This window comes from Sulfitobacter pontiacus, from assembly GCF_040790665.1.
GTDB classification, from domain to species: domain Bacteria; phylum Pseudomonadota; class Alphaproteobacteria; order Rhodobacterales; family Rhodobacteraceae; genus Sulfitobacter; species Sulfitobacter pontiacus.
Genome location: NZ_CP160849.1, coordinates 1,601,685 through 1,623,775, shown reverse-complemented (window position 1 = coordinate 1,623,775; position 22,091 = coordinate 1,601,685). Strand labels below are relative to the sequence as shown.

Genomic DNA, 22,091 nt, shown 5'->3' with positions numbered 1-22,091 from the left:
ACGCACACACCATTTGACAAAGGCCCGTAGCATTGCTGCGGGCCTTTTCGCATGCTGCCCCAAAGGTCTGTAAGTAATTTGTTAAGCATGACGCGCCAAGCTACCCGCCGAAAGGGTACCCCATGCGCTACTGGCCGTTCCTTCTGCTTAGCTTACTGCAGCTTCCCACCCCTGCACAGGGCGGCGCGTGGCTGCGCGAAAAGGGCACGGGATTTACCTCCACCACGGTAAACGTCACGCGCAGCTACGACATTTCGGAAAGCACCTTCATGGAATATGGCGTGCGCGACGACCTGACCCTGGGGGCAGAGGTCGGCTTTCTCGCCAGTTCCATCGGCCTGCAATCGGGATTTGCGTCGGTTTTCCTGCGCCGCCCCTTAGGCCGTCGCGACCGCCCTAACGTCTGGTCGGCGGAGCTGGGGTTCGGCGCGGCATGGGTGGGGGATGCGGTCTATCCCAATGTCAAAGCGGGGCTGTCTTGGGGCCGCGGCTATACGCTGGGGCAGAAACACGGCTGGGTGACCATCGACAGCTCCCTCGCGTGGGACATCTACCTGCAAGAGCATCTCGCCAAAGTCGACAGCACCATAGGCATCAACTTCGGCGACCGGTTTTCTGGGATGCTGCAAATCTACTATGCCTCGACCTCTGTCGCCAGCGCCACCTCTGTCGCGCCCTCTATCGTCATGCGCCCGCTGAAAAGCCGCCCCGATATCCGCTTCCAGATCGGGGCAGAGACGTTGATCAACGACACCTCCAACCCCGCGCTAAAACTCTCGCTCTGGCGCGAGTTCTAGCGTTTATCCATGCGCGCCTGCATAAAGATCGATCCTTTGACGCTGGTGCTCCAGACCAGATGCAGCAGATCACGATCCGCCCCCTGATCCGTCAGCACATAGGGCACGCTGTATTGCGCCACATTCGATCCGTTGCGCACCGGCCCGTCCATCGTGATGCTATCCACCGCAATCGCCCACCCGCCGAACGGAAAGCGGTCGGCAATATCCACCACCCAGGTCTTGGCCAGACTGGCTTCGGTATGTTCAACCTGCACCGGGTTCGATACCGGATTATGGATGCCGTGGAACGAGTTTCCCGTCATCTCGATATTGCGCATGCGCGAGAAATCCATATCGGCAAAGCTTGTATCGATCCGTTCGACCCGATCAATGAACCCGTTGATGCTGCGGAAGCGGTTGTCGTTGATCGTCAGCCCATTGATCACATGACCCGCCCCATGAGGCTTGATCACGATATAGCTGAACCACGGGGCCACCTCGCCCGACAGAAAGATATTACCGCTGATCGACAGGGAGCTGAAAGAATACTCGCTGCTGTAGTCCGGCGCCGGGTCTTGTTCGTTGGTCCATTCGACAAAGCAATTGTCGATATAGTTCCCGCTGACCACGCTCGCCGTGTGCTGCGCCGCAAGGATCAACCCGGCAGAGCGGACGCCGTTCTTGACCGTATCCCCCTGAAAGAAGTGGTTCCCCGTGACGATATTATTCTGCCCCGCCAGCAGCGCAAAATGGCGAAAGCGCGTGGCACGGTTGTCGCGAATCTTGACGTCATTGGCGTTGCAGTTGATCGCGATCGTGGTCCGGTCCGGCACGTCCAGCGCATCCTCGGCGGACAGGAACTGGCAACGGTCCACGAACATCCCCTGACAGCCACCGCCGATCGACGTGATCCCGCGATCCTTCGGGCGCGAGATAAAGCAGTCCCGCACATGGAAAATCGTCCCTGATGGCGCAAGGTTGATGGCACTGGCCACGTTGTTGCACTGGAATTCGATGTCATCCAGAACGAATTTGCTCAGCTGGCTGTAGTTGCTGAAATCCAGCAGATACTGGAACCGCGTAAAGGTAAAATTCTGCGTCCCCGCCGCATCATACAAAGGCGCGTTCAGGGTAATCTCTTGCGTGGCGACGTTCTTGGCGCGCACATAGATCTCGCGCCCGACCCCATTGCCCGTGATCAACGCCCCCACAGGCACATTCGCCACATTCACCACATTTGTCAGCTTGCGCGCATCCGAGGGCGAATAGCTAGCTTGCGAGGTCATCGTGACCGTATCCCAATCGCCATTCGTGGCCGCTTCAAACTGGCCGTTGCGGATCACCCGCCGCGTGGCATAGCTGCTGCGTTCGGGCGTCGCGGCCTGCATATCGATCGGACCAGTCACGTTGACCTTGCGCCCGCCCAGATCCAGCGATTCATGATCCGCATTGTTCAGCAACGCCTGAAACGCCTTGCGAAAGGCGATCTCTTCATTCCCGAAAGCCTCGATATAGTTCGGCAGATCAAAGTTGCGGCGCAAAAGCAGGATCGCGCTGGCGGGCATGATCACCCTCCCTTCAAACCGCGTCGGCGCGTCAAAGGTCACGTCCCCGTTCAGCAGATACGTCCCGCGCGGGATCAACACGCTGCGCCCCTGCGCATCCGCATTCGCCGCCACAAAGGCCGCCGTATCATCGGTGCTGCCATCCCCCACCGCGCCATAGTCCCGCACATCCACCTGTGCCAGCATGTCGCGCAGAAAGACGCCCGTCACATCCTCGATCTGCAAATCGTCAATGCGAACGACCCCGCCATTCTGCCCCGTCAGGTCCAGCCCGAAATGCCCATAGACCGGCGCGTTACCCCAGACCATATCGACCCCGCCGCGCAGCCCCGACCCGACAATCGCGCTGATCTCGACCACCTCGCCATAGCTGGTCAGCGTCACCTCCGGACCGGCCTCCACCAGCCCGCCCGCGCGGCTGCCATTGCCAAGCGCCGGATACCCCGCGATCCGCACCGACGGCAGATTCCCACTGATCGCCTTCACCCGCGCCGTAATCCGCAAGTAACACCCCGGCAAAAGTGGCGTTTGCCCCATATATCGCAGCTTTTGCGTGGATTGCGTCTTTATCAGCTCAAGCGCCCCGCCAAAGTCCTGATCCGCAGGGATAAACGCCGCATTTATGGCATTGGCATAGGTATCAGACCCCGCCGTGCCATCCCCGCTTGAATACACATCCAAGCCCTGTGCAAATGCCGCAGGTGTCAGCAGCAGACCGTCTGTGATTGCCTTGTTCATCGTCATCCCCTTCGTCGGGTTGCGATGTCGCCCCCCATGAATTGCAAAACTCCGGCGCTTGGCCGGCAGGGGGAAAGATTTATGCACAAAGGGTTAACCACGCCTAACCGCAGCGTACGCCGCAAACGGTCACATGAGCGTGCCAAAGATGTCGCGCCTGTCAGGCAGAAACGCTTGGCGCATCCAGCAGTTGAACGGCGGCAATACGCCAGCCCTCGGGCGTCTCAACCATCTGATAATCCAGCAAATAGGTAAATCCTTTCAGGTCCGTGACCTGCACCTTCTGCCACTGCGCACCAGCGATCTCGCGCAGGTCCAGAAACCGCACCTCGGCGTGTTTCCAGACCATCGGATAGCCCGTGGTCACCATACGTTTAAAATTTTCCGAAGACTGAAACATCATCTGCAGATTGGGGCTCGCATAAGCGAAGGCACCCTCGAAATCATCTGCTTTGAAAGCCTCGAACTGGCCGCTGATCGTGCTTTCGATATCCGCCTGCTGCGCCGTGGCACCAAGCGCCGTCGCAAAGGTCAAAACCATCCCGAAAAAGGCCGAAAGAACCGCGCCACGCATGAGAATGCTCCCTATGATGTGTTGAACTTAACCTAAGCCACGCACATCATAGGGCAATAGTTTCACGCCGTGGTCAGCTTGCCTGCCAACGCATCGTCGATCAGCGCGACCGTTTCATCCACGCCATACAGCGCGATGAACCCGCCGAAACGCGGACCTTGGCTGGCGCCCAGCAACACTTCGTAAAGCGCGGTGAACCAGTCGCGCAGCGGGTCGAAACGCTCTTTCCCGACGGCGAAAACCATCGTCTGCAACGCCTCGGCATCCAGCCCGCCGTCCCATGTCTTCAGCTGGTCCCGCAGGTCTTCCAGGGCTTCCCGCTCCAGCTCGGAGGGGGCGCGGAACACTTTGGCGGGTTTCACGAAATCATTGTAATAGCGCACCGCATGCTCGGCCGCCGCATCCATACCGGGGTTGCCTTCGGGCGTCGCATCCGGCGCATACCGCTGGATAAAGCCCCACAGTTGCGACTTGTCCTCGGCCGAGGAGACCGACGCGAGGTTCAGCAACATCGAGAAGGGCACAACCATATCCGACTTGGGCACATCGCCCCCGTGGATATGCCAAACGGGGTTATTCAGCTTGCCCTTGTCGTCCTGCGTTTCATAGGCGCGCAGCTGCTGGTGGTATTCGTCGACCGCCTTGGGGATCACGTCGAAATACATGCGCTTGGCCGTCTTGGGCTTGAGGTACATGAAATACGACAGCGATTCCGCGCTGGCATAGGTCAGCCATTCGTCGATGGTCAGACCATTGCCCGAAGACTTGGAGATCTTGTGCCCGTCCTGATCCAAGAACAGCTCGTAGGTAAAATGCTCGGGTGGGCGGTTGCCCAGAATACGGCAGATCTTGTCATAGATCGGCGTGTTGGTGCTGTGATCCTTGCCGTACATCTCAAAGTCGACATCAAGGGCGGCCCAACGGGCACCAAAGTCGGGCTTCCACTGCAACTTCACATTGCCGCCGGTCAGCGGCAGAGTCATTTCGGTGCCGTCTTCATCGTCGAAGGTGATCGTGCCTTCCTTGGCGTTGACCGCTTTCATCGGCACATACATCACCCGCCCTGTTTCAGGGTGGATCGGCAGGAAGATCGAATAGGTCTGCCGACGCTCCTCGCGCAGCGACTTGAGCATCACTTCCATAATCTCGTCATATTTTTCAGCAGCGCGCAAAAGCACCTCGTCGAACTTGCCGGAGCCGTAGAATTCCGTGGCCGAGATAAACTCGTACTCGAACCCGAAGGTATCCAGAAAACGCCGCAGCATGGCGTTGTTATGCGCGCCAAAGCTGTCGTATTTGCCGAAAGGATCGGGCACCGATGTCAGCGGGCGCTGCAGATGTTCTTCCAATGCGGCGGGGTCGGGCACGTTACCCGGCACTTTGCGCATCCCGTCCAGATCGTCCGAAAAGCACACCAGCCGCGTCGGAATGTCGCTGATCTGCTCAAATGCGCGGCGGATCATCGTCGTGCGCGCAACTTCGCCGAAGGTCCCGATATGCGGCAGACCCGACGGGCCATAGCCGGTCTCGAACAAGACGTACCCCTTCTCGGGGGCCTTGTTTGCATAGCGTTTCAACACCCGACGTGCTTCCTCGAACGGCCACGCTTTACTGGTTAGGGCTGCTTCACGCATCTGCGACATGTCATCAATTCCATCATTTTCACCCCGCACCCAATGCGCGCAGGCAGCCCGTACCTATTGCGTCCCCGTAGGCCCGTCAATAATCTGCAGATCAACGGAATGACCGAACGGAAATGCGCATGAATGACGACACCTCCCTCACCCTCAGCGCGCAGGATTGCCTTGTCGCCGTGATGATCGCGGTTTCCGCATCAGACGAGGACATCCGCACCACCGAATTGCTCAAGATCCAGACGGCTGTAAACATGCTCCCCGTCTTTTCCGGCTATGATGTGGACCGCATCAGCTCTGTCAGCTCGATGGTGTTCGACCTGTTCGAACAGGAAGACGGGCTGGATGCCCTGTTCGGCCTGATCAAGGGCGCGCTGCCCGACCGGTTGAACGAAACGGCCTATGCGCTGGCCTGCGATGTGGCCGCGGCCGACGGCACGTTAGACGAGGCCGAATTACGTCTGCTGGAAGAAATCCGCTACGAGCTTGACCTCGACCGCCTGCACGCCGCCGCCATCGAACGCGGTGCCCGCGCCCGTCACGTCAAATAGGCCGCGTCACCGCGATCAAAGAGAGGCCGAATCCGCAGCCACATGGAACGCCCCCCAGCGTTCGATCAGCCCTTGCTGCAACCGTTTGGAGCGCCCGTTCCACGCCCGCCCCCCCTCGGGGCGTTCGCGTTGTGCGCGGGTCAGGGTGGCGCGACGGGGCATATCGGCGGTGAACACGGCAAAGGCCATCACCCGCCCGTCCGGTGCCGTCAGATACCCTGCCAAGGCCGAGACAAAGTTCAACGTGCCGGTCTTCGCCTCGACTTTGATCGGGTGATCCTGCACGGGCCGCCCCTTGGAATCGCGCAGGGAAATCGACTTGAGCAACGGTTTCAACGTACCCGATCCATAGACCCGCACCAGCGCCGTCACCATATCCTGCGCGGTCACGCGGCTGTCTTCGCCCAACCCCGAATGGTCCACCAGCGCGGGTGCATCCATGCCCAGATTGGCCTTGGCCCACACGTTCATCTCTGCCGCAGACGCGCGCAGTGACGCGGGCGTGCCCGTGCGGTAAACCGTGGCGGATAGCCCCGCCATCTCTGCGATCAAGTTATTGGAATACTTCAACATATCGCGCAGGATATCGCGCAGCGGCGCGCTGGAACGGGTCACCAGCACCTCGCCCTCGGGCAAGCTGGTGATCAACGCCATGTCGCGCAGACGGATGCCCTGTGCCCCAGCCAACGTCTTAAAGATATCGCCCGCATACAGCCCCGGCTTGCGCACCGGCAGCCAGCGCGACCCCCCATTGCCCAAGGCACTTTTCGCGACGCTCCAGTCATCGCGGGTGCCTGCGTCACGATAGGCAAAGACCGGCGCACTGCGGTCGCTGATCTCCATCGCGGCCATCGCCACGTCAGGGCGATAAGACCCCGACCGCCCGTCCATCAGCACCGAATAGCTGCCGTTCTCGCGCTTCCATTCAAAGTGGACGCGGTTAAAGTTCAGCGCCAGCCCCGACACGGCGGGGTTATAGCCCACATGATCCGGCTGATCCGCATCAATCAACGGGAAGACCGGCAGGCTGCGTTCGTAAATCTTCAACCCGCCTTTGACGCCGATAATGCCCGCCGCCTTGAGGTCATCGGCCATTTTGGCCAGCCCGTCCGTATCCAGCGTCGGATCGCCCCCGCCCACAAGGATCAGATCGCCCTGCACTTCGCCGTCCACAATGCCACCGGTCGCCATGATGCGCGTCTGAAACTGATGCGCCGCGCCCAAGGTATCCAGCGCGTAAAGCGCGGTAATCGCCTTGGTCACGCTCGCCGGGGGCATCCCGTCAAGCGGGCCGTTCTGTTCCAGCACCGCACCGGTTTCCGCATCCGCCAGACTAAAGGTCACAGCCCCGTTCAACCGCGCCTTGTCGATCAGCTCTTGCGCCGAGGGGATCGCCTGCCGGAACAGATCGTCCCCGCGCAAGACGGGGCGCAGCGATTCAGTTGGCGGTGCCGCAAAGGCCGCTGGAGCCACAACAGCCGCCGCAGCGGTACTCAGAAACAAACGACGGGATAAAACAGTTTTCATGGGGCGACTTAAACCTGACAGGACAGAGCGACACAAGCGCTTGCAAATCACATTTTCATGGGCGGGGGCCCATGCTAACTGACAAGACATGCAACGCGTTATTTTGATCATGTTTGTCGCCATGTCACTGATTCCCGCAGGCGACAGCGCGGGCAAGATCCTGACCTCACAGCTTGGCGTGGCCCCCGTTTTTGTGGCGTGGTCGCGGTTTGCCATAGGGGCGCTGCTGCTGGTGCCCTTCGCCCCGCCGCAAACGCGCGCCCTGTTCGGCAACTGGCGCATCTGGGTCCGTGCCGCCATCCTGTGCGGCAGCATCACCTGCATCCAGACAGCACTGGTGACCGAGGACGTGGCCAATGTCTTTGCCGCCTTCTTTATCGGTCCGCTGCTCAGCTATGTGCTGGCCGCGCTCTTTCTGCGCGAGGCGATATCGCTTCAACGCAGCGCGTTGATCGTGGCGGGGTTTCTGGGGGTGCTGGTCGTGGTCCGACCGGGGCTTGAACCCAGTGCAGGGCTGCTTTGGGCGCTGATCGCGGGGACGCTTTATGGCGTGTTCCTCACGATGTCGCGCTGGCTGTCGCATCTGGCCCCGCCCCTTGCGCTGACCTTCAGCCAGTTGGTGATCGGCGGGCTGCTGCTTTTGCCGCTGGGGCTGGTCTATTTCCCGCCGCTGTCCGGCCCTGTCCTGGGGCTAAGCCTCGCAAGCGCGCTTTGTTCGATGCTGGGCAACCTGCTGATGTTATACGCCTATCGCATGGCCCCTGCGACCAAGGTCGCACCGCTGGTGTATCTGCAACTGCTGTCCGCCGTGGGGCTGGGGTGGCTGGTGTTCGGCGCATGGCCCGACGCGCTGACATGGGCCGGCATGGCGATGATCCTAGGGGCGGGTATCGCCTCTGCCAGATTGCGCTGACCATTTGCCCGCGGCCCGGATCGCGCTTGAGCTGACATCGACCATCGGGACGTTCACAAAACACCACGCGGGGGCCGGTGCCTGCCCCAAGAGCTGGCTTTGCCGCCCCGAAATCCGGTAGGGTGCATAAAGCGTTGCGGCGTGGCTCATCCGTGCCGATATGCGCTGGCCGGGCCGTGCAAGCACCCCTAGGGGCACTGTCTCCATGATCTGCCGCCAATCCTGCCACAGGTGGAACTGCGCCAGATTATCCGCCCCCATCAGCCAGACGAAGCGCACACCGGGATAGCGGCCCCGCAGCGCGGCAAGGGTTTGCGCGGTGTAGCGGGTGCCAAGATGGGCCTCGATATCGGTGACCTCGACCCGCGGGTGCTGCATCACCTCGCGCGCGCGGGTCAAACGGGACGCCATCGGGGCCGGCCCATGCGCCTTAAGCGGATTGCCCGGGCTGACCATCCACCACACCCGATCCAGCCCGAAACGCTTGATCGCCTCGCGGGTGATATGGGCGTGCCCCTCGTGCGCCGGATCGAACGACCCGCCAAGCAGCCCGATCACCTGCCCCGGGGGCGCATATGGAAATGGATAACCCAACGAAAACGGCCCCCGATATACATCAGGGGCCGAAAGAAGGGCAGCAACGCCCCTTTGTCAATCGCGTTATCCGTGCGTTAATCGACGAACTTCTTGATCTCGCCGGATTTCAACCGCGCGAAATAGCTCTTCATCTCGCGTTTCACGATCGGCATCAGGAAGTACAGCGCTGTGATGTTCACAACCGCCATCGCAAAGATCATCGCATCAGAGAAGTCGATAACCGCGCCCAGATTGGCCGCCGCCCCCACGATGATGAACAGGCAGAAGATCACCTTGAACACGATCTCTTTGGTTTTGCCTTCACCGAACAGATAGGTCCACGCCTTCAGCCCGTAGTAGGACCAGCTGATCATGGTGGAGAAGGCGAACAGGATCACCGCCAGCGCCAGCACATAGGGGAACCAGCTGAATCCGGTCGCAAAGGCAGCCGATGTCAGCTGAACGCCGCTTGACCCGTCGATGGTCTGGATCGCGGTGCCTGCGTCATTCAGGATAAAGCGGCCCGTTTCGGGGTCCATCACCAGCACGCCAGAGATGGTGATCACCAGCGCGGTCATCGTACAGATGACAACGGTATCGATGAAGGGCTCCAACAGGGATACGACGCCTTCGGTCACCGGCTCTTTGGTGCGCACGGCAGAGTGTGCGATCGCCGCCGAGCCGACACCCGCCTCGTTCGAGAACGCCGCCCGTTTAAAGCCCTGGATCAGCGCGCCAACCAGACCGCCTGCAACGCCCAAGCCGCTGAACGCGCCTTCAAAGATCTGGCCAAAGGCCCAGCCGATCTTGTCGTATTCAACGATCAGGATGATCAGCGCCGCACCAACATAGATCACGCCCATCAGCGGCACGATTTTCTCGGTGACATTGGCGATGGATTTGATCCCGCCGACGATGACCGCAAAGACCACTGCGGCAAAGACGATGCCCGTGATCCAGCCAGGGTAGTCTCCGATGATACCGGACAGCTGCGCATGGGCCTGATTGGCCTGGAACATATTCCCGCCGCCCAAGGCACCGCCGATGGTAAAGATCGAAAAGATCACCGCCAGCACCCCGCCCAAAGGCAGGCCGCGCTCCTTGAAGCCCTTTGTCATATAGTACATCGGACCACCGGAGACGGTGCCATCGGCGTATTCATTGCGGTATTTCACACCCAGCGTACATTCGGTGAACTTGGAGGCCATGCCCAGCAAACCGGCCAGGATCATCCAGAAGGTCGCCCCCGGACCGCCGATGCCCACGGCCACCGCGACGCCCGCGATGTTGCCCAGACCGACAGTCCCCGACAGCGCCGTTGCAAGCGCCTGAAAGTGGCTCACCTCGCCCGCGTCATCGGGATCGGAATAATCGCCTTTGACCAGCGAGATCGCATGCCAGAACGCTTTGACCTGAATGAAGCCGAAATACAGCGTAAACACCGACGCCGCGACCACCAGCCACAGCACGATCCACGGGAAGTTGGTGCCGGGTAGCGACATGAAGATCAGATTGACGAACCAGCCTGTCGAACCCGCGAAAATATCATTGATGCGTTGATCCATGCCGACGGTTTCTTGTGCCGCGGCAACCATGGGCAAGGCAGAGACAGCAGCAGCCCCCGCACCCGTTGTCAGAAATTTTTTCATGATATGACCTTTCAAGGAATGATCGTCAGAGGCACGCGGGACGCCACAGCCAAGCGGCCGGTTACGCCGCCGAACATACGCTCTTTCAGGCCGCGCAGACCGACACGGCCTACCACGATCTGCTGTGCGCCGTGTTTCTTGGCCAGATCGTCCAGAATATCGGCCACATCGCCATGCTTCACGATGCCCTGAACGGTGACGCCGTCTTCGCTGACCTTCTTGACCGCCGGATCGACGATACGTTCGCGGGCCAGTGCCAGTTCCTCTTCGCGCCGCTTGTGGCGCTGGTCATTCTCTTCCGAGGTCTGGAAGCTGAATGGAGACCATTCAATCACGTAAACGAGCTTGAGCTCGCAATCGCCAATCAATTTGGCCTGTTTCGTTGCGAAATCCAAAGCGCGCGCCCCGGCTTCCCCCCCGTCCAGTCCAACAACAATAGTGGATGCTGTCATGTATTTGTCCCTTTGTGTATGACGCGGTCTTTTTGCGGCCGCGTTGTATCGGGGCGCTGAACGCACCCGGATTAGGCGAATATAAACGAGCTCCAAAATTTTTTTCGACTGAATTTCGCGTAAAATTCGGTCATTCGTCCCCAGTTCACCGCTCGAAAACGGTAAAAAGGGATAGTTATCGGAAAAACAGCCTTTGCCGCCCGCGCGATCAGCGCTTTGTGCGTCTTGCCCCTGCGCCCTGTGAATCGCCCGGGAACACACGGGCTTCAAAACCGCGGCACAGGCCTTATATATTGAATGTTTGCTCTTGCCCGCCTGTGGCGATATTGCACGTTCCAAACCGTATTCAGCTTATCCGAGGATTCTCAATGGCCGCCTATCAATATGTCTATCACATGTCCGGTGTCTCAAAGACCTACCCGGGCGGCAAAAAGTGTTTCGACAACATTAACCTGAACTTCCTGCCCGGTGTGAAAATCGGTGTGGTCGGTGTCAACGGCGCGGGTAAATCCACGCTGATGAAGATCATGGCCGGCAAGGACAAGGATTATTCGGGCGAAGCATGGGTCGCTGAAGGGGCCAAGGTCGGCTACCTGGAACAGGAACCCTATCTGGACCCCGCCCTGACCGTGCGCGAAAATGTCATGCTGGGCGTGAAAGCCAAGAAAGACATTCTGGACCGCTACAACGAACTGGCGATGAACTATTCCGACGAGACAGCCGACGAAATGGCCGCCTTGCAGGATCAGATCGACGCGGAGAACCTCTGGGATCTCGACAGCCAGATCGACGTCTCGATGGAAGCCCTGCGCTGCCCGCCCGACGATGCCGATGTGACCAAACTGTCCGGTGGTGAAGCCCGCCGCGTGGCGCTGTGCAAGCTGCTGCTTGAAGCGCCCGAAATGCTGCTGCTTGACGAACCGACCAACCACCTGGACGCGGAAACCATCGCCTGGCTGCAACAGCACCTGATCGACTATAAGGGCACGATCCTGATCGTCACCCACGACCGGTACTTCCTGGATAACATCACCAGCTGGATCCTTGAGCTCGACCGCGGCAATGGCATCCCCTACGAGGGGAACTATTCCAGCTGGATCGATCAGAAAGCCAAACGGCTTGAACAGGAAGCCCGCGAGGACAAGTCCAAGCAAAAGACACTGTCGCGCGAATTGGAATGGATGCGTCAGGGGGCCAAGGCCCGTCAGGCGAAATCCAAAGCGCGGATCAAGTCCTATAACGAAATGGCCGACAGCTCAGAGCGCGAACGCCTGACGCGCGCCCAGATCGTTATCCCCAACGGTCCCCGTCTGGGCAACAAGGTGCTTGAGGTCGAGGGCCTGTCCAAAGCCATGGGCGACAAGCTGTTGATCGAAAAGCTGGACTTCTCTCTGCCGCCGGGCGGGATCGTCGGCGTGATCGGCCCCAACGGCGCGGGTAAATCAACCCTGTTCAAGATGATCACTGGCCACGAACAACCCGATACCGGCACGATCGAGTTGGGGAATACCGTTGATCTGTCCTATGTTGACCAGTCGCGCGATGACCTGAACCCTGATGACAACGTTTGGCAGGCCATTTCGGGCGGGGCCGAGATCATCAAGCTTGGTGATGCCGAAGTGAACTCCCGCGCCTATTGCGGTGCCTTCAACTTCAAGGGCGGCGACCAACAGAAGAAAGTCGGCCTGCTGTCGGGTGGTGAACGCAACCGTGTGCATATGGCGCGTCTGCTGAAAGAAGGCGGCAACGTGCTGCTGCTCGATGAACCTACCAACGATCTGGACGTTGAAACCCTGCGCGCGCTCGAAGACGCGCTGGTCGATTTCGCGGGCTGCGCCGTGGTCATCTCGCACGACCGTTTCTTCCTTGACCGGATTTGTACGCACATCCTCGCCTTTGAAGGCGACGCGCATGTTGAATGGTTCGAAGGCGGCTTCTCTGACTACGAAGAGGACAAGAAGCGTCGTCTGGGCGAAGACGCCATGGAACCCAAGCGCATGAAGCACAAGAAATTCTCGCGCTGATCTAGGCGAAAGTTCTAAGAAAAAAGGCCCCCGCAGGAAACTGCGGGGGCCTTTTTATGTGTCGGTCAACGCGCCGCAGCGACGCGGCACGGTTTTCCCGTTACACCCCGTCGGCCAGTTCCGTATAGCCATCGGTGCGGTCGGTGCTGGTACTGTCGGGCACGGTTTCACGGCCCAGAAAATCGCGCAACGTGTTGCAGGCAGACAGCCCCGACCACAGCCGCTGGTTCGACACCAGCTTGACCGTGACATCGGCGCTGAAATCCCCACCGATACGTGCGGCGGTGCCATCATGGGACAGGATGTCTTCGATGTCTTTCTGTATCTCTTCGGGCTTGATCCGGTGGCGGCCCATCACGGTGCCCACGATGATCCCCTCGCCCGCATAGCCCATAAAGCATTTCTCATGGGCCAGCGCCGCAACCGTGGCCTGCGCGACCAAGCCCATCTGGCGACAGAACTCAGCCGGGCTTGCGGCCTCGAAGATATTGCGGATCTGCGGGAGCTTGACCGCAAAAAGGCTCATGGCATAGCAGCCTTCGGGCAGACGCAGCATGTGGTTTTCGAAACCGTGCAGATCGTCGACGCCGACAACATTCAGATCAAAACTTTCCTCGACCCGTACCTTCATCAGGCCCGACAGCTCCGCCAGCGTATGCGCGGCCTCGCGTTCACGGCGCAGACTGTCGCTGAGCATGCCCGCCATGTTGATACGCGCGCCCAGTTCGATCCCGTTCAAGGGCTTGAAGATGAAATCCGTCGCCCCGGCGCGGAAGGCGGTGTCCATCAGGTCATGTTTCCGGCTGCCGGTGATCATGATGATCGGCGCACTTTTATAGGCCTGCATATTGCGGATGTCGTCACATAGGGTGATCCCGTCAACGCCGGGCAGCATGATATCCAGCAAGAAGCAGTCAAAGCTCGCCCCATGTTCGTCGATCTTGGCCAACCCATCCTCGGCCGAGTCTGCACAGACCAGATCGAACCCCAGCGACGGCGTCAGACAGTCGCGCAACAGGTCAAGAATGGTGGGATCGTCATCTACGGCTAGGATTTTCATACGGTGGCTCACTCGTTGTCGTGTCGGCAGAAGGGGGACTGGTTAAATTCTCTTATGGCTCGGAGCAAAATCGCAGATGAATCTGTCAGCAGTTAGGCAATTTCGGCCAATCCGTTAACCCTTTGTCCCGCTGCCTCTGCCAATGCGGGTTAGGGTTTCACCTTGCCTCTCCGAAGAATAAGGCGCAAATGTGCCGGAATCAGCAAGGAACGGCCTGTTTTTCAAGGCCCATTGACAGCCCCTTGCGCGAATCCCCACGACCTGCCATATCCGAATGGCTAACGTTATTCTTTTTCGACCAACTGTCTCCCTCATACGGCGTTCAGACTTCGATCCAGACCGACAACGCCAAGCCATCGCACGACGCGGATGGCATACTAGAGGAGACTACGGATATGGCCACTGGCACCGTAAAATGGTTCAACACAACAAAAGGCTTCGGCTTTATCGCACCCGATGGCGGCAGCAAAGATGTATTCGTACACATCTCCGCTGTTGAGCGCGCAGGCCTGACCGGTCTGGCCGACAACCAGAAAGTGACATTCGACATCGAAGCTGGCCGTGACGGCCGCGAATCCGCGTCGAACATCGCACTGGCATAAGCCATGCAGGGCCTTAGGCCCGCAGGATGAATTTGCCGGCTGACCCTCACGGGACAGCCGGTTTTTTTATGTCCTCAGGGTTGCCAAACACAACCCAAGGGGCAAAATACCGTCATCACATCCTAAAGGAGCCCCCCATGCGCCGCCGTCAGTTTATCGCAGGTTCTTTGGCCGCCCTCGCCTTTCCCCACGCGCTGTTTGCCGCGGGTGCCGCCTATGACCCCACGCCGCAAATGGTGTCGATCAAACCACAATATGCCGTGGGCGAGCTGCTGATCCTGCCCCGCAGCCACTACCTGTATCTGGTGACCGCCCCCGGTCAGGCCATGCGATACGGTGTGGGCGTCGGCAAGGCGGGGCTGGAGTTTACCGGCACCGCGACGATCGATGTCAAAAAGGAATGGCCCACCTGGCGCCCCACGGACGAGATGATCGAACGAGAGCCCAAGACCTATGCGCGGTTCATCGGCAATACCGATGCGCAACCCGGTGGCCCGTCCAATCCGCTGGGGGCGCGCGCGCTCTATCTGTTCCAGAACGGCCGCGATACATATTTCCGCATCCACGGCACCACCCAACCCAGCAGCATCGGGCGCTCTGTCTCGAACGGGTGTATCCGCATGCTGAACGAACACGTCAAAGACCTGTACCAACGTGTGCCCATCGGCACCAAGGTCACGGTGCTTTAACACCGCTGACGTTACCCACCACGCAAAAGGGGCTGGCATCGCTGCCAGCCCCTTCGCATTTCTGCACTGTGTCGGGGACGTGTCCCCGTAGTTCAGCGCGCCTTAGTTCAAGGCTTTGTCGGTGATCGCATGGGTCCATGCGCCCGACGGCTCTACCGTGATGACGGGGTCCGACCCACCGGACAGCAGCGATTGCACGGTCCGCTCGTAATCCGTCTCGTCCAGCGCGCCGTTGCTGCCTGCGGTCAGCTTGGCCACTTCGCCCATCATGCGTTTCTGATGCTCTTCGGTTTGCGCACCGGAGGCATCGTTGTCCAACACGATTTCCGCCGCTTCATCGGGGTTTTCCTCGGCGTATTTCCAGCCCTTCATAGAGGCCCGCACAAAGCGCACCATCTTGTCCTCGAAGGCCGGATCGGCAAGGTTCTCTTCCAGCGCGTAAAGCCCGTCTTCCAATGTGGCAACGCCCTGCTCTTCGTATTTGAACACGTTCAGATCATCCGGCGTCAGACCTGCGTCGATCACCTGCCAGTATTCATTATAGGTCATGGTCGACACGCAGGCGGCCTGATTTTGCAGCAGCGGATCCACGTTAAAGCCTTGTTTCAGCACGGTCACACCATCCTCACCTCCTTCGGTGGGCAGCTCAAGCTTGCTCATCCAGCTGAGAAAGGGGAATTCGTTGCCAAAGAACCAGACGCCCAACGTCTTGCCCTTGAAGTCATCCGTGGTCTCGATCCCGGCATCCTTGCGGCAGGTCAGCATCATGCCCGAGGATTTGAACGGCTGCGCGATGTTCACCATCGGCAGGCCCTTCTCGCGCGCGGCCAAAGCGGCGGGCATCCATTCAACGGCGACATCGGCACCACCACCGGCCAGCACCTGTGTCGGCGCAATATCCGGACCGCCCGGCTTGATCGTGACGTTTAGATCTTCTTCGTCATAGAACCCTTTGTCCTGCGCCACATAATAGCCCGCGAACTGCGCCTGCGTGACCCACTTCAGCTGAAGCGTCACATCATCCGCCGCTTGGGCCATGGTCCCCATCAGGCCCACAGCGGCCCCGGCGACATATGTTGATAGTTTTTTCATTTTTATATCTCCCTCTTGGTTGGTTGGTCGTCTTGGTTAGTTCCGCGTTAGTTCCGCTGGCTCGGGTGCCAAAAGGTCACCCGCCGTTCAAACAATGACATCGCGCCGTAGAATGCGGACCCGGCAATCGCCGCGACAACAATCTCGGCCCAGACCAGATCAAGCGCAAGCTGGCCCACCGAGGTAGAGATCCGAAACCCCATCCCCCGCACAGGAGAGCCGAAAAATTCAGCAACAATCGCCCCGATCAAGGCAAGGGTCGTGCCGATCTTCAGCCCATTGAACACGAAAGGCATCGCGGCAGGCAAGCGCAGCTTGAACAGCGTCGCCCAATAGCTGGCCGCATAGGTCCGCATCAGATCGCGCTGCATGGCGTCGGTGGCTTGCAAGCCCTGCACCGTGTTCACCAGCATCGGAAAGAACACCATGACCACGACCACGGCGGCCTTGGACTGCCAGTCAAAGCCGAACCACATCACCAGAATCGGGGCCATCCCGATCACCGGCAGCGCGGCCACAAAGTTCCCTACCGGCAAAAGCCCCCGTTGCAAGAAGGGGAAACGGTCAATCGCAACGGCGATCAAAAAGGCCGCACCACAGCCCAGCACATAGCCCGACAACGCGCCCTTCAGCACGGTCTGCACGAAATCCACCCAAAGGATATCAAGCGATGACACCAGGCGCAGGGCAATCAGCGACGGCGCAGGCAGCAAGACCTGCGAAATCTCGAGCCCGCGCACAATGCCCTCCCAGACAGCGATCAGCGTCGCGCCAAAAACCAAGGGCGCTGCAAGGGACACCCAGCGGGCCGGCCGCAATCGCGCCAACCGGATGTTGACCCACATGCCAAAGGCCCAGGCCACTGCGGCAAAAACCAGCCAGATCATCGCGCCACCCCCATCCGTTTCAATGTCACACGCTGGATCAAGCCGATGATCCCCACCAGCAACGCCGCCAAGGCCGCCGCCATGATCAACGCGCTCCAGATCTGGATCGTCTGGCCATAGTAGCTGCCAGCCAACAACCGCGCCCCCAGACCCGCCACGGCACCCGTTGGCAGCTCACCAATGATGGCCCCCACCAGCGACGCAGCCATCGCGATCTTGAGCGAGGTAAAGAAATACGGCATCGACGCAGGCAACCGCAGCTTCCAGAAGGTCTGGCCCGCATTGGCATGCCAGGTGCGCATCTGATCCAGCTGCATCTGGTCAGGGCTGCGCAACCCTTTCACCATGCCGACAACGACGGGGAAGAACGACAGATACATGCTGATCATCGCTTTCGGCAGCAGCCCCGACACGCCCACGGCGTTCAGCACCACAATGATCATCGGCGCGATTGCCAGAATGGGAATGGTCTGGCTGGCGATCACCCAAGGCATCACCGACATATCCATCACGCGGTTGAACACGATCCCCACCGCCAACAACACCCCCAGCAAAGTCCCCATGCCAAAGCCCAGCAGGGTCGCGCTGAGCGTGATCCAGGAATGATAGACCAAGGACCGCTTCGACGTGATCTTTTTCATCACCGTCGTGTCCCAGATCTCTGACGCGACCTGATGCGGCGCGGGCAGTTTGGGCTTTTTCTGCGCCCAGGTATCCGCGACCAAAGACGTGGCGGTCACCGTCTCGCCCGACCGTGTGGCCTTGTCATAGGTCCAGTCCGAATTCAACCAGACCGCCGCCGCATACCACAGCGCAAACAAGACTCCGACCACCGTCAGGACAGGCAAGAAGCTCGACCTCATCGCGCGCCCCCCTGCTTCCAGATGGTCTGAAAATCCTCCCCGAAGGGCCGGGCTGCAGCGGGCACGCGATCAATCATCCGCATGCCCTGCCCGCAGCCCATCACGCACCCGATGCGCGATCTCCAGAAACTCGGGCGTTTCGCGAATATCCAAGGGGCGCTCTTTCGGCAAAGGGCTTTCAATGACATCGGCGATCCGTCCGGGGCGCGGGCTCATCACCACGATCTTGGTGCTCAGATACACCGCCTCCGGGATGGAGTGGGTGACAAAAGCGATGGTCTTTTGTGTGCGCGCCCACAGGCGTAGCAGCTGTTCATTCAAATGGTCGCGCACGATCTCGTCCAGCGCGCCAAAGGGTTCATCCATCAGCAAGATATCCGCATCAAACGCCAGCGCCCGCGCGATCGAGGCCCGTTGCTGCATCCCACCCGACAGCTGCCAAGGGAACTTGCGCTCGAACCCTGCCAGCTCCACCAGCTCCAACACTTGGCGAACCCGCGCCGCCTGATCGACCTTGGAATACCCCATAATTTCAAGCGGCAGCCGGATATTGCCGCCAATCGTCCGCCAGGGATAAAGCCCCGCCGCCTGAAATACATAACCATAGGCCCGCGCCCGCCGCGCCTCGGCAGCGCTCACGCCATTGACAGTGATCTCACCACCCGTTGGCTGCTCAAGGTCCGCCATACAGCGCAGAAACGTCGTCTTGCCGCAGCCCGATGGCCCGATAAAGCTGACAAAATCGCCTTTCTCGATATCAAGCGACACGTCTTTCAGCGCATGCACAGGGCCGTCGTTGGTTTCAAATGTCAGGGATAGATTCTGGGCCGAGATCACGGGCGCGGTGCTCATAAGCTGCGTCCCTCTTCTGCCGTACAACGTGCTCGCATCTATGCTGGCCTCTTTCTTCTTCAGGGCAGCGCGGCGCAACCGCCGCGCTGCGTTGATAGTCCCGCGTTCAGATCCCCGCAGGGATGTTCAGCGGATCGCGTTTGATCAGTTTCGGCGCAGTCAACTCTTTCCACTTGCTCAGCGCAAGGTTGGCCGACGGGAACGCAGGCCGCGGCACAAAGCGCCCGCGTCCGGGGTTGGGCTGCGAATTCTGCCCCCAGGCCCAGATGACCTCGCCCCGGCTTAAGGTATAGCGCGCCTGTGCCTTCACCTCGAAGCCTTCAAAGACGTTGTAATCCAGAATGGAGTGGTGGTTCGCCGTCGAAATCGTCTTGCTGATCTTGGGATCCCATACCACGATATCCGCGTCGGCGCCTTCGACAATCGCGCCCTTGCGCGGATAGATATTCAGGATCTTCGCCACATTGGTCGAGGTGGCAGCGACGAATTCATTGGGCGTCAGACGGCCCGTCTCCACCCCTTCGGTCCAGAGCACCGCCAGACGTTCCTCCAACCCGTTGGACCCGTTGGGGATGATGCGGAAATCATCGCGGCCCGCGCGTTTCTGCTCGGTCGAAAACGCAGCGTGATCCGTGGCAACCACCTGCAACGACCCCGACTGCAAGCCCGCCCAAAGGCTGTCCTGATGATCCTTGGACCGGAAGGGCGGCGACATGACACGGCGTGCGGCGTGGTCCCAATCTTTGTTGAAATACTCGCTCTCGTCTAGGGTCAGGAACTGGATCAGCGGCTCGCCATAGACCCGCATCCCCTTTTGCCGGGCACGGCGGATCGCTTCGTGGGTCTGCTCGCACGAGACATGCACGATATAAAGCGGCACGCCGGCGGCATCGGCAATGGTGATCGCGCGGTTGGCGGCCTCGCCCTCCAGCTCGGGCGGGCGCGAATAGGCATGCCCCTCCGGCCCCGTGATCCCCTGATTGAAATACTTCTCCTGCAAGGCCGCGACCAGATCGCCGTTCTCGGCATGGACCATCGGCAGCGCCCCCAGTTCGGCACAGCGCTGGAAGGATGCGAACATCTCGTCATCCTCGACCATCAAGGCCCCTTTATAGGCCATAAAGTGTTTGAACGAATTCACCCCCATGTCGACGGCGTCTTTCATCTCGTCAAAGACATTCTCGTTCCAGCCGGTGATCGCCATGTGATAGCCGACATCCGAACAGATCTGCGGCGCGGATTTGCGGTGCCATTCATTGATCGCGTTCTTGATCGACCCGTCCGCCCCGGGCAGACAGAAATCGACGATCATCGTGGTCCCGCCCACGGCGGCGGCCCAGGTGCCTGTCTCGAATGTCTCGGCCGCTGTGGTGCCCATAAAGGGCATCTCCAGATGGGTATGGGGATCGATCCCGCCGGGGATGACATAGGCCCCTTCGGCGTCGATATATTCGTCACCTACCAGATCCTCGCCGATCTGCTTGATGATCTCGCCCTCGATCAACACATCCGCTTTCCAGGTGCGATCCGCCGTGCAGACCATGCCGCCCTTGATTACTTTGCTCATCTGTCCTCTCCCCTATCTGTCTTCCAAATGGTCCAAATCCCGGGGGTCTGGGGGCTGGCCCCCAGGCCACGCCCGCTCAGGCCCCCGACGGGTTCAGCCCACAATCTCTGCCGTTTCCAGCACCGCATGCAGCAAAACATCGGCACCGGCCTTGGCCCAATCCTTGGTGATCTCTTCGGCCTCGTTATGGCTCAGCCCATCCACGCAGGGGCACATGACCATTGCGGTCGGGGCCACCCCGTTGATCCAGCAGGCATCGTGACCCGCCCCCGAGATGACGTCCATATGGCTATATCCCAACCGCTCTGCCGCGGAACGGATGGCCGAGACGCAGCCTTCGTCAAAGGCGACGGGATCAAAGCCACCGACCTTTTCAAAAGCGACCTCAAGCCCCATGTCATCGGCGATCTTCTGACCCTCGACGCGCAGGCGTTTTTCCATATCCTCGATCACGCTCAGATCGGGCGACCGGAAATCGACGGTAAAGATCACCTGCCCCGGGATCACATTGCGCGAGTTCGGGTAGACCTCGATATGCCCGGCGGCACCAACCGCATGCGGCGCGTGGGACCATGCGATCTGGTCCACCGCTTCAAGCATACGCGCCATGCCAAGCCCCGCATTCTTGCGCATGGGCATCGGTGTTGATCCGGTATGCGCATCCTTACCGGTCACGGTGACTTGGGTCCACGACAGCCCCTGCCCGTGGGTCACGACGCCGATGTCCTTGCCTTCGGCCTCCAGGATCGGGCCCTGTTCGATGTGCAGCTCGAAAAACGCATGCATCTTGCGCGCGCCGACCTCTTCGTCGCCCTGCCAGCCGATCCGCTTGAGCTCGTCACCAAAGCGCAAGCCCTCGGCGTCGGTCTTGGCATAGGCCCATTCCTGCGTGTGGATGCCAGCAAAAACGCCAGACGACAGCATCGCGGGGGCATAGCGGGTGCCCTCTTCGTTGGTCCAGTTGGTCACGACCACGGGGTGTTTCGTCTTGATCCCCAGATCGTTCATCGTGCGCAGCAGTTCCAGCCCGCCCAGCACACCCAGCACGCCGTCATACTTGCCGCCCGTGGGCTGCGTATCCAGATGCGACCCGACGTAGACCGGCAGCGCATCGGAGTCGGTGCCATCGCGCTGCGCGAACATGTTGCCCATCGTATCAAGGCCCATGGTGCAGCCCGCCTCCTCGCACCATTTCTGGAACAGGGCGCGACCTTCGGCGTCTTCGTCGGTCAGCGTCTGGCGGTTGTTGCCACCCGCCACACCGGGGCCGATCTTGGCCATCTCCATCAGACTGTCCCACAAACGATCCGGGTTGATCTTCAGGTTTTCACCGGGCGCGGCCATAGCGGTTTCCTTTGCGTTTTCTACCTTGTGCAAGGCGTAAATTTTTACCATTTGGTAAATCCACGATTGCGGCTAGGGTTAAGTCTGTCAAGAAATGCTTTCCCTTGGGGCCACCCGTCCGAAGTGGGGTGCCGCATTTTCAGGCACTTACAC

20 protein-coding genes are annotated in these 22,091 nt (G+C 60.0%); 6 read left to right on the top strand and 14 right to left on the bottom strand.

From position 1 onward, the window contains the following. Window positions 1-122: 122 nt before the first annotated feature. The gene (locus AB1495_RS07920; protein ID WP_074635976.1) at window positions 123-797 is read left to right on the top strand and encodes a hypothetical protein; all 675 of its coding nucleotides are present in this window, start codon (window positions 123-125) and stop codon (window positions 795-797) included. On the opposite strand, the gene AB1495_RS07915 is transcribed toward AB1495_RS07920, so the two are convergent. From AB1495_RS07915 to AB1495_RS07905, 3 genes are all read right to left on the bottom strand, one after another. Further along, window positions 794-3,082 carry a glycosyl hydrolase family 28-related protein gene (locus AB1495_RS07915; RefSeq protein ID WP_074635978.1) on the bottom strand — a complete coding sequence of 763 codons (2,289 nt, stop codon included), beginning with the start codon at window positions 3,080-3,082 and terminating at the stop codon, window positions 794-796. The genes AB1495_RS07920 and AB1495_RS07915 overlap by 4 nt on opposite strands. Before the next feature lie 160 nt (window positions 3,083-3,242). Beyond that, window positions 3,243-3,656, bottom strand: coding sequence for a DUF4864 domain-containing protein (locus AB1495_RS07910; protein WP_037943207.1), 414 nt, complete (start codon window positions 3,654-3,656; stop codon window positions 3,243-3,245). A 62-nt stretch (window positions 3,657-3,718) separates the two neighbouring features. Then, window positions 3,719-5,299 (bottom strand): lysine--tRNA ligase, encoded by a 1,581-nt coding sequence (locus AB1495_RS07905; RefSeq protein WP_009826010.1) that lies wholly within the window; start codon window positions 5,297-5,299, stop codon window positions 3,719-3,721. Between the two features lie 119 nt (window positions 5,300-5,418). Here AB1495_RS07905 and AB1495_RS07900 point away from each other — a divergent pair, with 119 nt between their 5' ends. Further along, window positions 5,419-5,841, top strand: a complete 423-nt coding sequence (locus AB1495_RS07900; protein WP_037944901.1) for a tellurite resistance TerB family protein — start codon at window positions 5,419-5,421, stop codon at window positions 5,839-5,841. A 15-nt stretch (window positions 5,842-5,856) separates the two neighbouring features. On the opposite strand, the gene AB1495_RS07895 is transcribed toward AB1495_RS07900, so the two are convergent. Beyond that, window positions 5,857-7,368 carry a D-alanyl-D-alanine carboxypeptidase/D-alanyl-D-alanine-endopeptidase gene (locus AB1495_RS07895; RefSeq protein ID WP_005851407.1) on the bottom strand — a complete coding sequence of 504 codons (1,512 nt, stop codon included), beginning with the start codon at window positions 7,366-7,368 and terminating at the stop codon, window positions 5,857-5,859. Window positions 7,369-7,456: 88 nt separating this feature from the next. Here AB1495_RS07895 and AB1495_RS07890 point away from each other — a divergent pair, with 88 nt between their 5' ends. After that, window positions 7,457-8,281 carry a DMT family transporter gene (locus AB1495_RS07890; protein ID WP_074635980.1) on the top strand — a complete coding sequence of 275 codons (825 nt, stop codon included), beginning with the start codon at window positions 7,457-7,459 and terminating at the stop codon, window positions 8,279-8,281. On the opposite strand, the gene AB1495_RS07885 is transcribed toward AB1495_RS07890, so the two are convergent. From AB1495_RS07885 to AB1495_RS07875, 3 genes are all read right to left on the bottom strand, one after another. Next, complete coding sequence (locus AB1495_RS07885) at window positions 8,246-8,875, bottom strand: nicotinate-nucleotide adenylyltransferase (RefSeq protein WP_074635982.1); 630 nt, start codon at window positions 8,873-8,875, stop codon at window positions 8,246-8,248. The genes AB1495_RS07890 and AB1495_RS07885 overlap by 36 nt on opposite strands. Before the next feature lie 77 nt (window positions 8,876-8,952). Beyond that, window positions 8,953-10,506, bottom strand: a complete 1,554-nt coding sequence (locus AB1495_RS07880; protein ID WP_005851401.1) for a sodium:alanine symporter family protein — start codon at window positions 10,504-10,506, stop codon at window positions 8,953-8,955. 11 nt (window positions 10,507-10,517) lie between these two features. Next, window positions 10,518-10,958, bottom strand: a complete 441-nt coding sequence (locus AB1495_RS07875) for a universal stress protein (RefSeq protein ID WP_005851399.1) — start codon at window positions 10,956-10,958, stop codon at window positions 10,518-10,520. A gap of 368 nt (window positions 10,959-11,326) precedes the next feature. Here AB1495_RS07875 and ettA point away from each other — a divergent pair, with 368 nt between their 5' ends. Next, a complete protein-coding gene (gene ettA, locus AB1495_RS07870; RefSeq protein ID WP_005851397.1) occupies window positions 11,327-12,982 on the top strand; it encodes an energy-dependent translational throttle protein EttA in 1,656 nt (551 codons plus the stop codon). Window positions 12,983-13,082: 100 nt separating this feature from the next. Here the strand turns inward: ettA and AB1495_RS07865 are convergent, their stop codons facing one another. After that, a complete protein-coding gene (locus AB1495_RS07865; protein ID WP_074635983.1) occupies window positions 13,083-14,042 on the bottom strand; it encodes a two-component system response regulator in 960 nt (319 codons plus the stop codon). A gap of 395 nt (window positions 14,043-14,437) precedes the next feature. Here AB1495_RS07865 and AB1495_RS07860 point away from each other — a divergent pair, with 395 nt between their 5' ends. Next, the gene (locus tag AB1495_RS07860; protein WP_005851393.1) at window positions 14,438-14,644 is read left to right on the top strand and encodes a cold-shock protein; all 207 of its coding nucleotides are present in this window, start codon (window positions 14,438-14,440) and stop codon (window positions 14,642-14,644) included. 137 nt (window positions 14,645-14,781) lie between these two features. After that, the gene (locus tag AB1495_RS07855; RefSeq protein ID WP_005851389.1) at window positions 14,782-15,333 is read left to right on the top strand and encodes a L,D-transpeptidase; all 552 of its coding nucleotides are present in this window, start codon (window positions 14,782-14,784) and stop codon (window positions 15,331-15,333) included. Between the two features lie 102 nt (window positions 15,334-15,435). Here AB1495_RS07855 and AB1495_RS07850 read toward each other — a convergent pair whose 3' ends face one another. The 6 genes from AB1495_RS07850 to AB1495_RS07825 form a co-directional block, all read right to left on the bottom strand. Next, on the bottom strand, window positions 15,436-16,425 hold the full coding sequence (locus AB1495_RS07850; protein WP_074635985.1) for an ABC transporter substrate-binding protein: 990 nt from the start codon (window positions 16,423-16,425) through the stop codon (window positions 15,436-15,438). A 47-nt stretch (window positions 16,426-16,472) separates the two neighbouring features. Beyond that, window positions 16,473-17,312: an ABC transporter permease gene (locus AB1495_RS07845; RefSeq protein WP_037943197.1), complete on the bottom strand. Its 840-nt coding sequence runs from the start codon at window positions 17,310-17,312 to the stop codon at window positions 16,473-16,475. Beyond that, complete coding sequence (locus AB1495_RS07840) at window positions 17,309-18,175, bottom strand: ABC transporter permease (RefSeq protein WP_074635987.1); 867 nt, start codon at window positions 18,173-18,175, stop codon at window positions 17,309-17,311. Before AB1495_RS07840 ends, AB1495_RS07845 begins: the two co-directional genes overlap by 4 nt. Before the next feature lie 69 nt (window positions 18,176-18,244). Further along, window positions 18,245-19,027 (bottom strand): ABC transporter ATP-binding protein, encoded by a 783-nt coding sequence (locus AB1495_RS07835; RefSeq protein ID WP_074635989.1) that lies wholly within the window; start codon window positions 19,025-19,027, stop codon window positions 18,245-18,247. A gap of 106 nt (window positions 19,028-19,133) precedes the next feature. Continuing rightward, window positions 19,134-20,594 (bottom strand): dihydropyrimidinase, encoded by a 1,461-nt coding sequence (gene hydA, locus AB1495_RS07830; protein WP_037943194.1) that lies wholly within the window; start codon window positions 20,592-20,594, stop codon window positions 19,134-19,136. Between the two features lie 93 nt (window positions 20,595-20,687). Beyond that, window positions 20,688-21,938, bottom strand: a complete 1,251-nt coding sequence (locus AB1495_RS07825; protein ID WP_074635991.1) for a Zn-dependent hydrolase — start codon at window positions 21,936-21,938, stop codon at window positions 20,688-20,690. Window positions 21,939-22,091 lie beyond the last annotated feature (153 nt).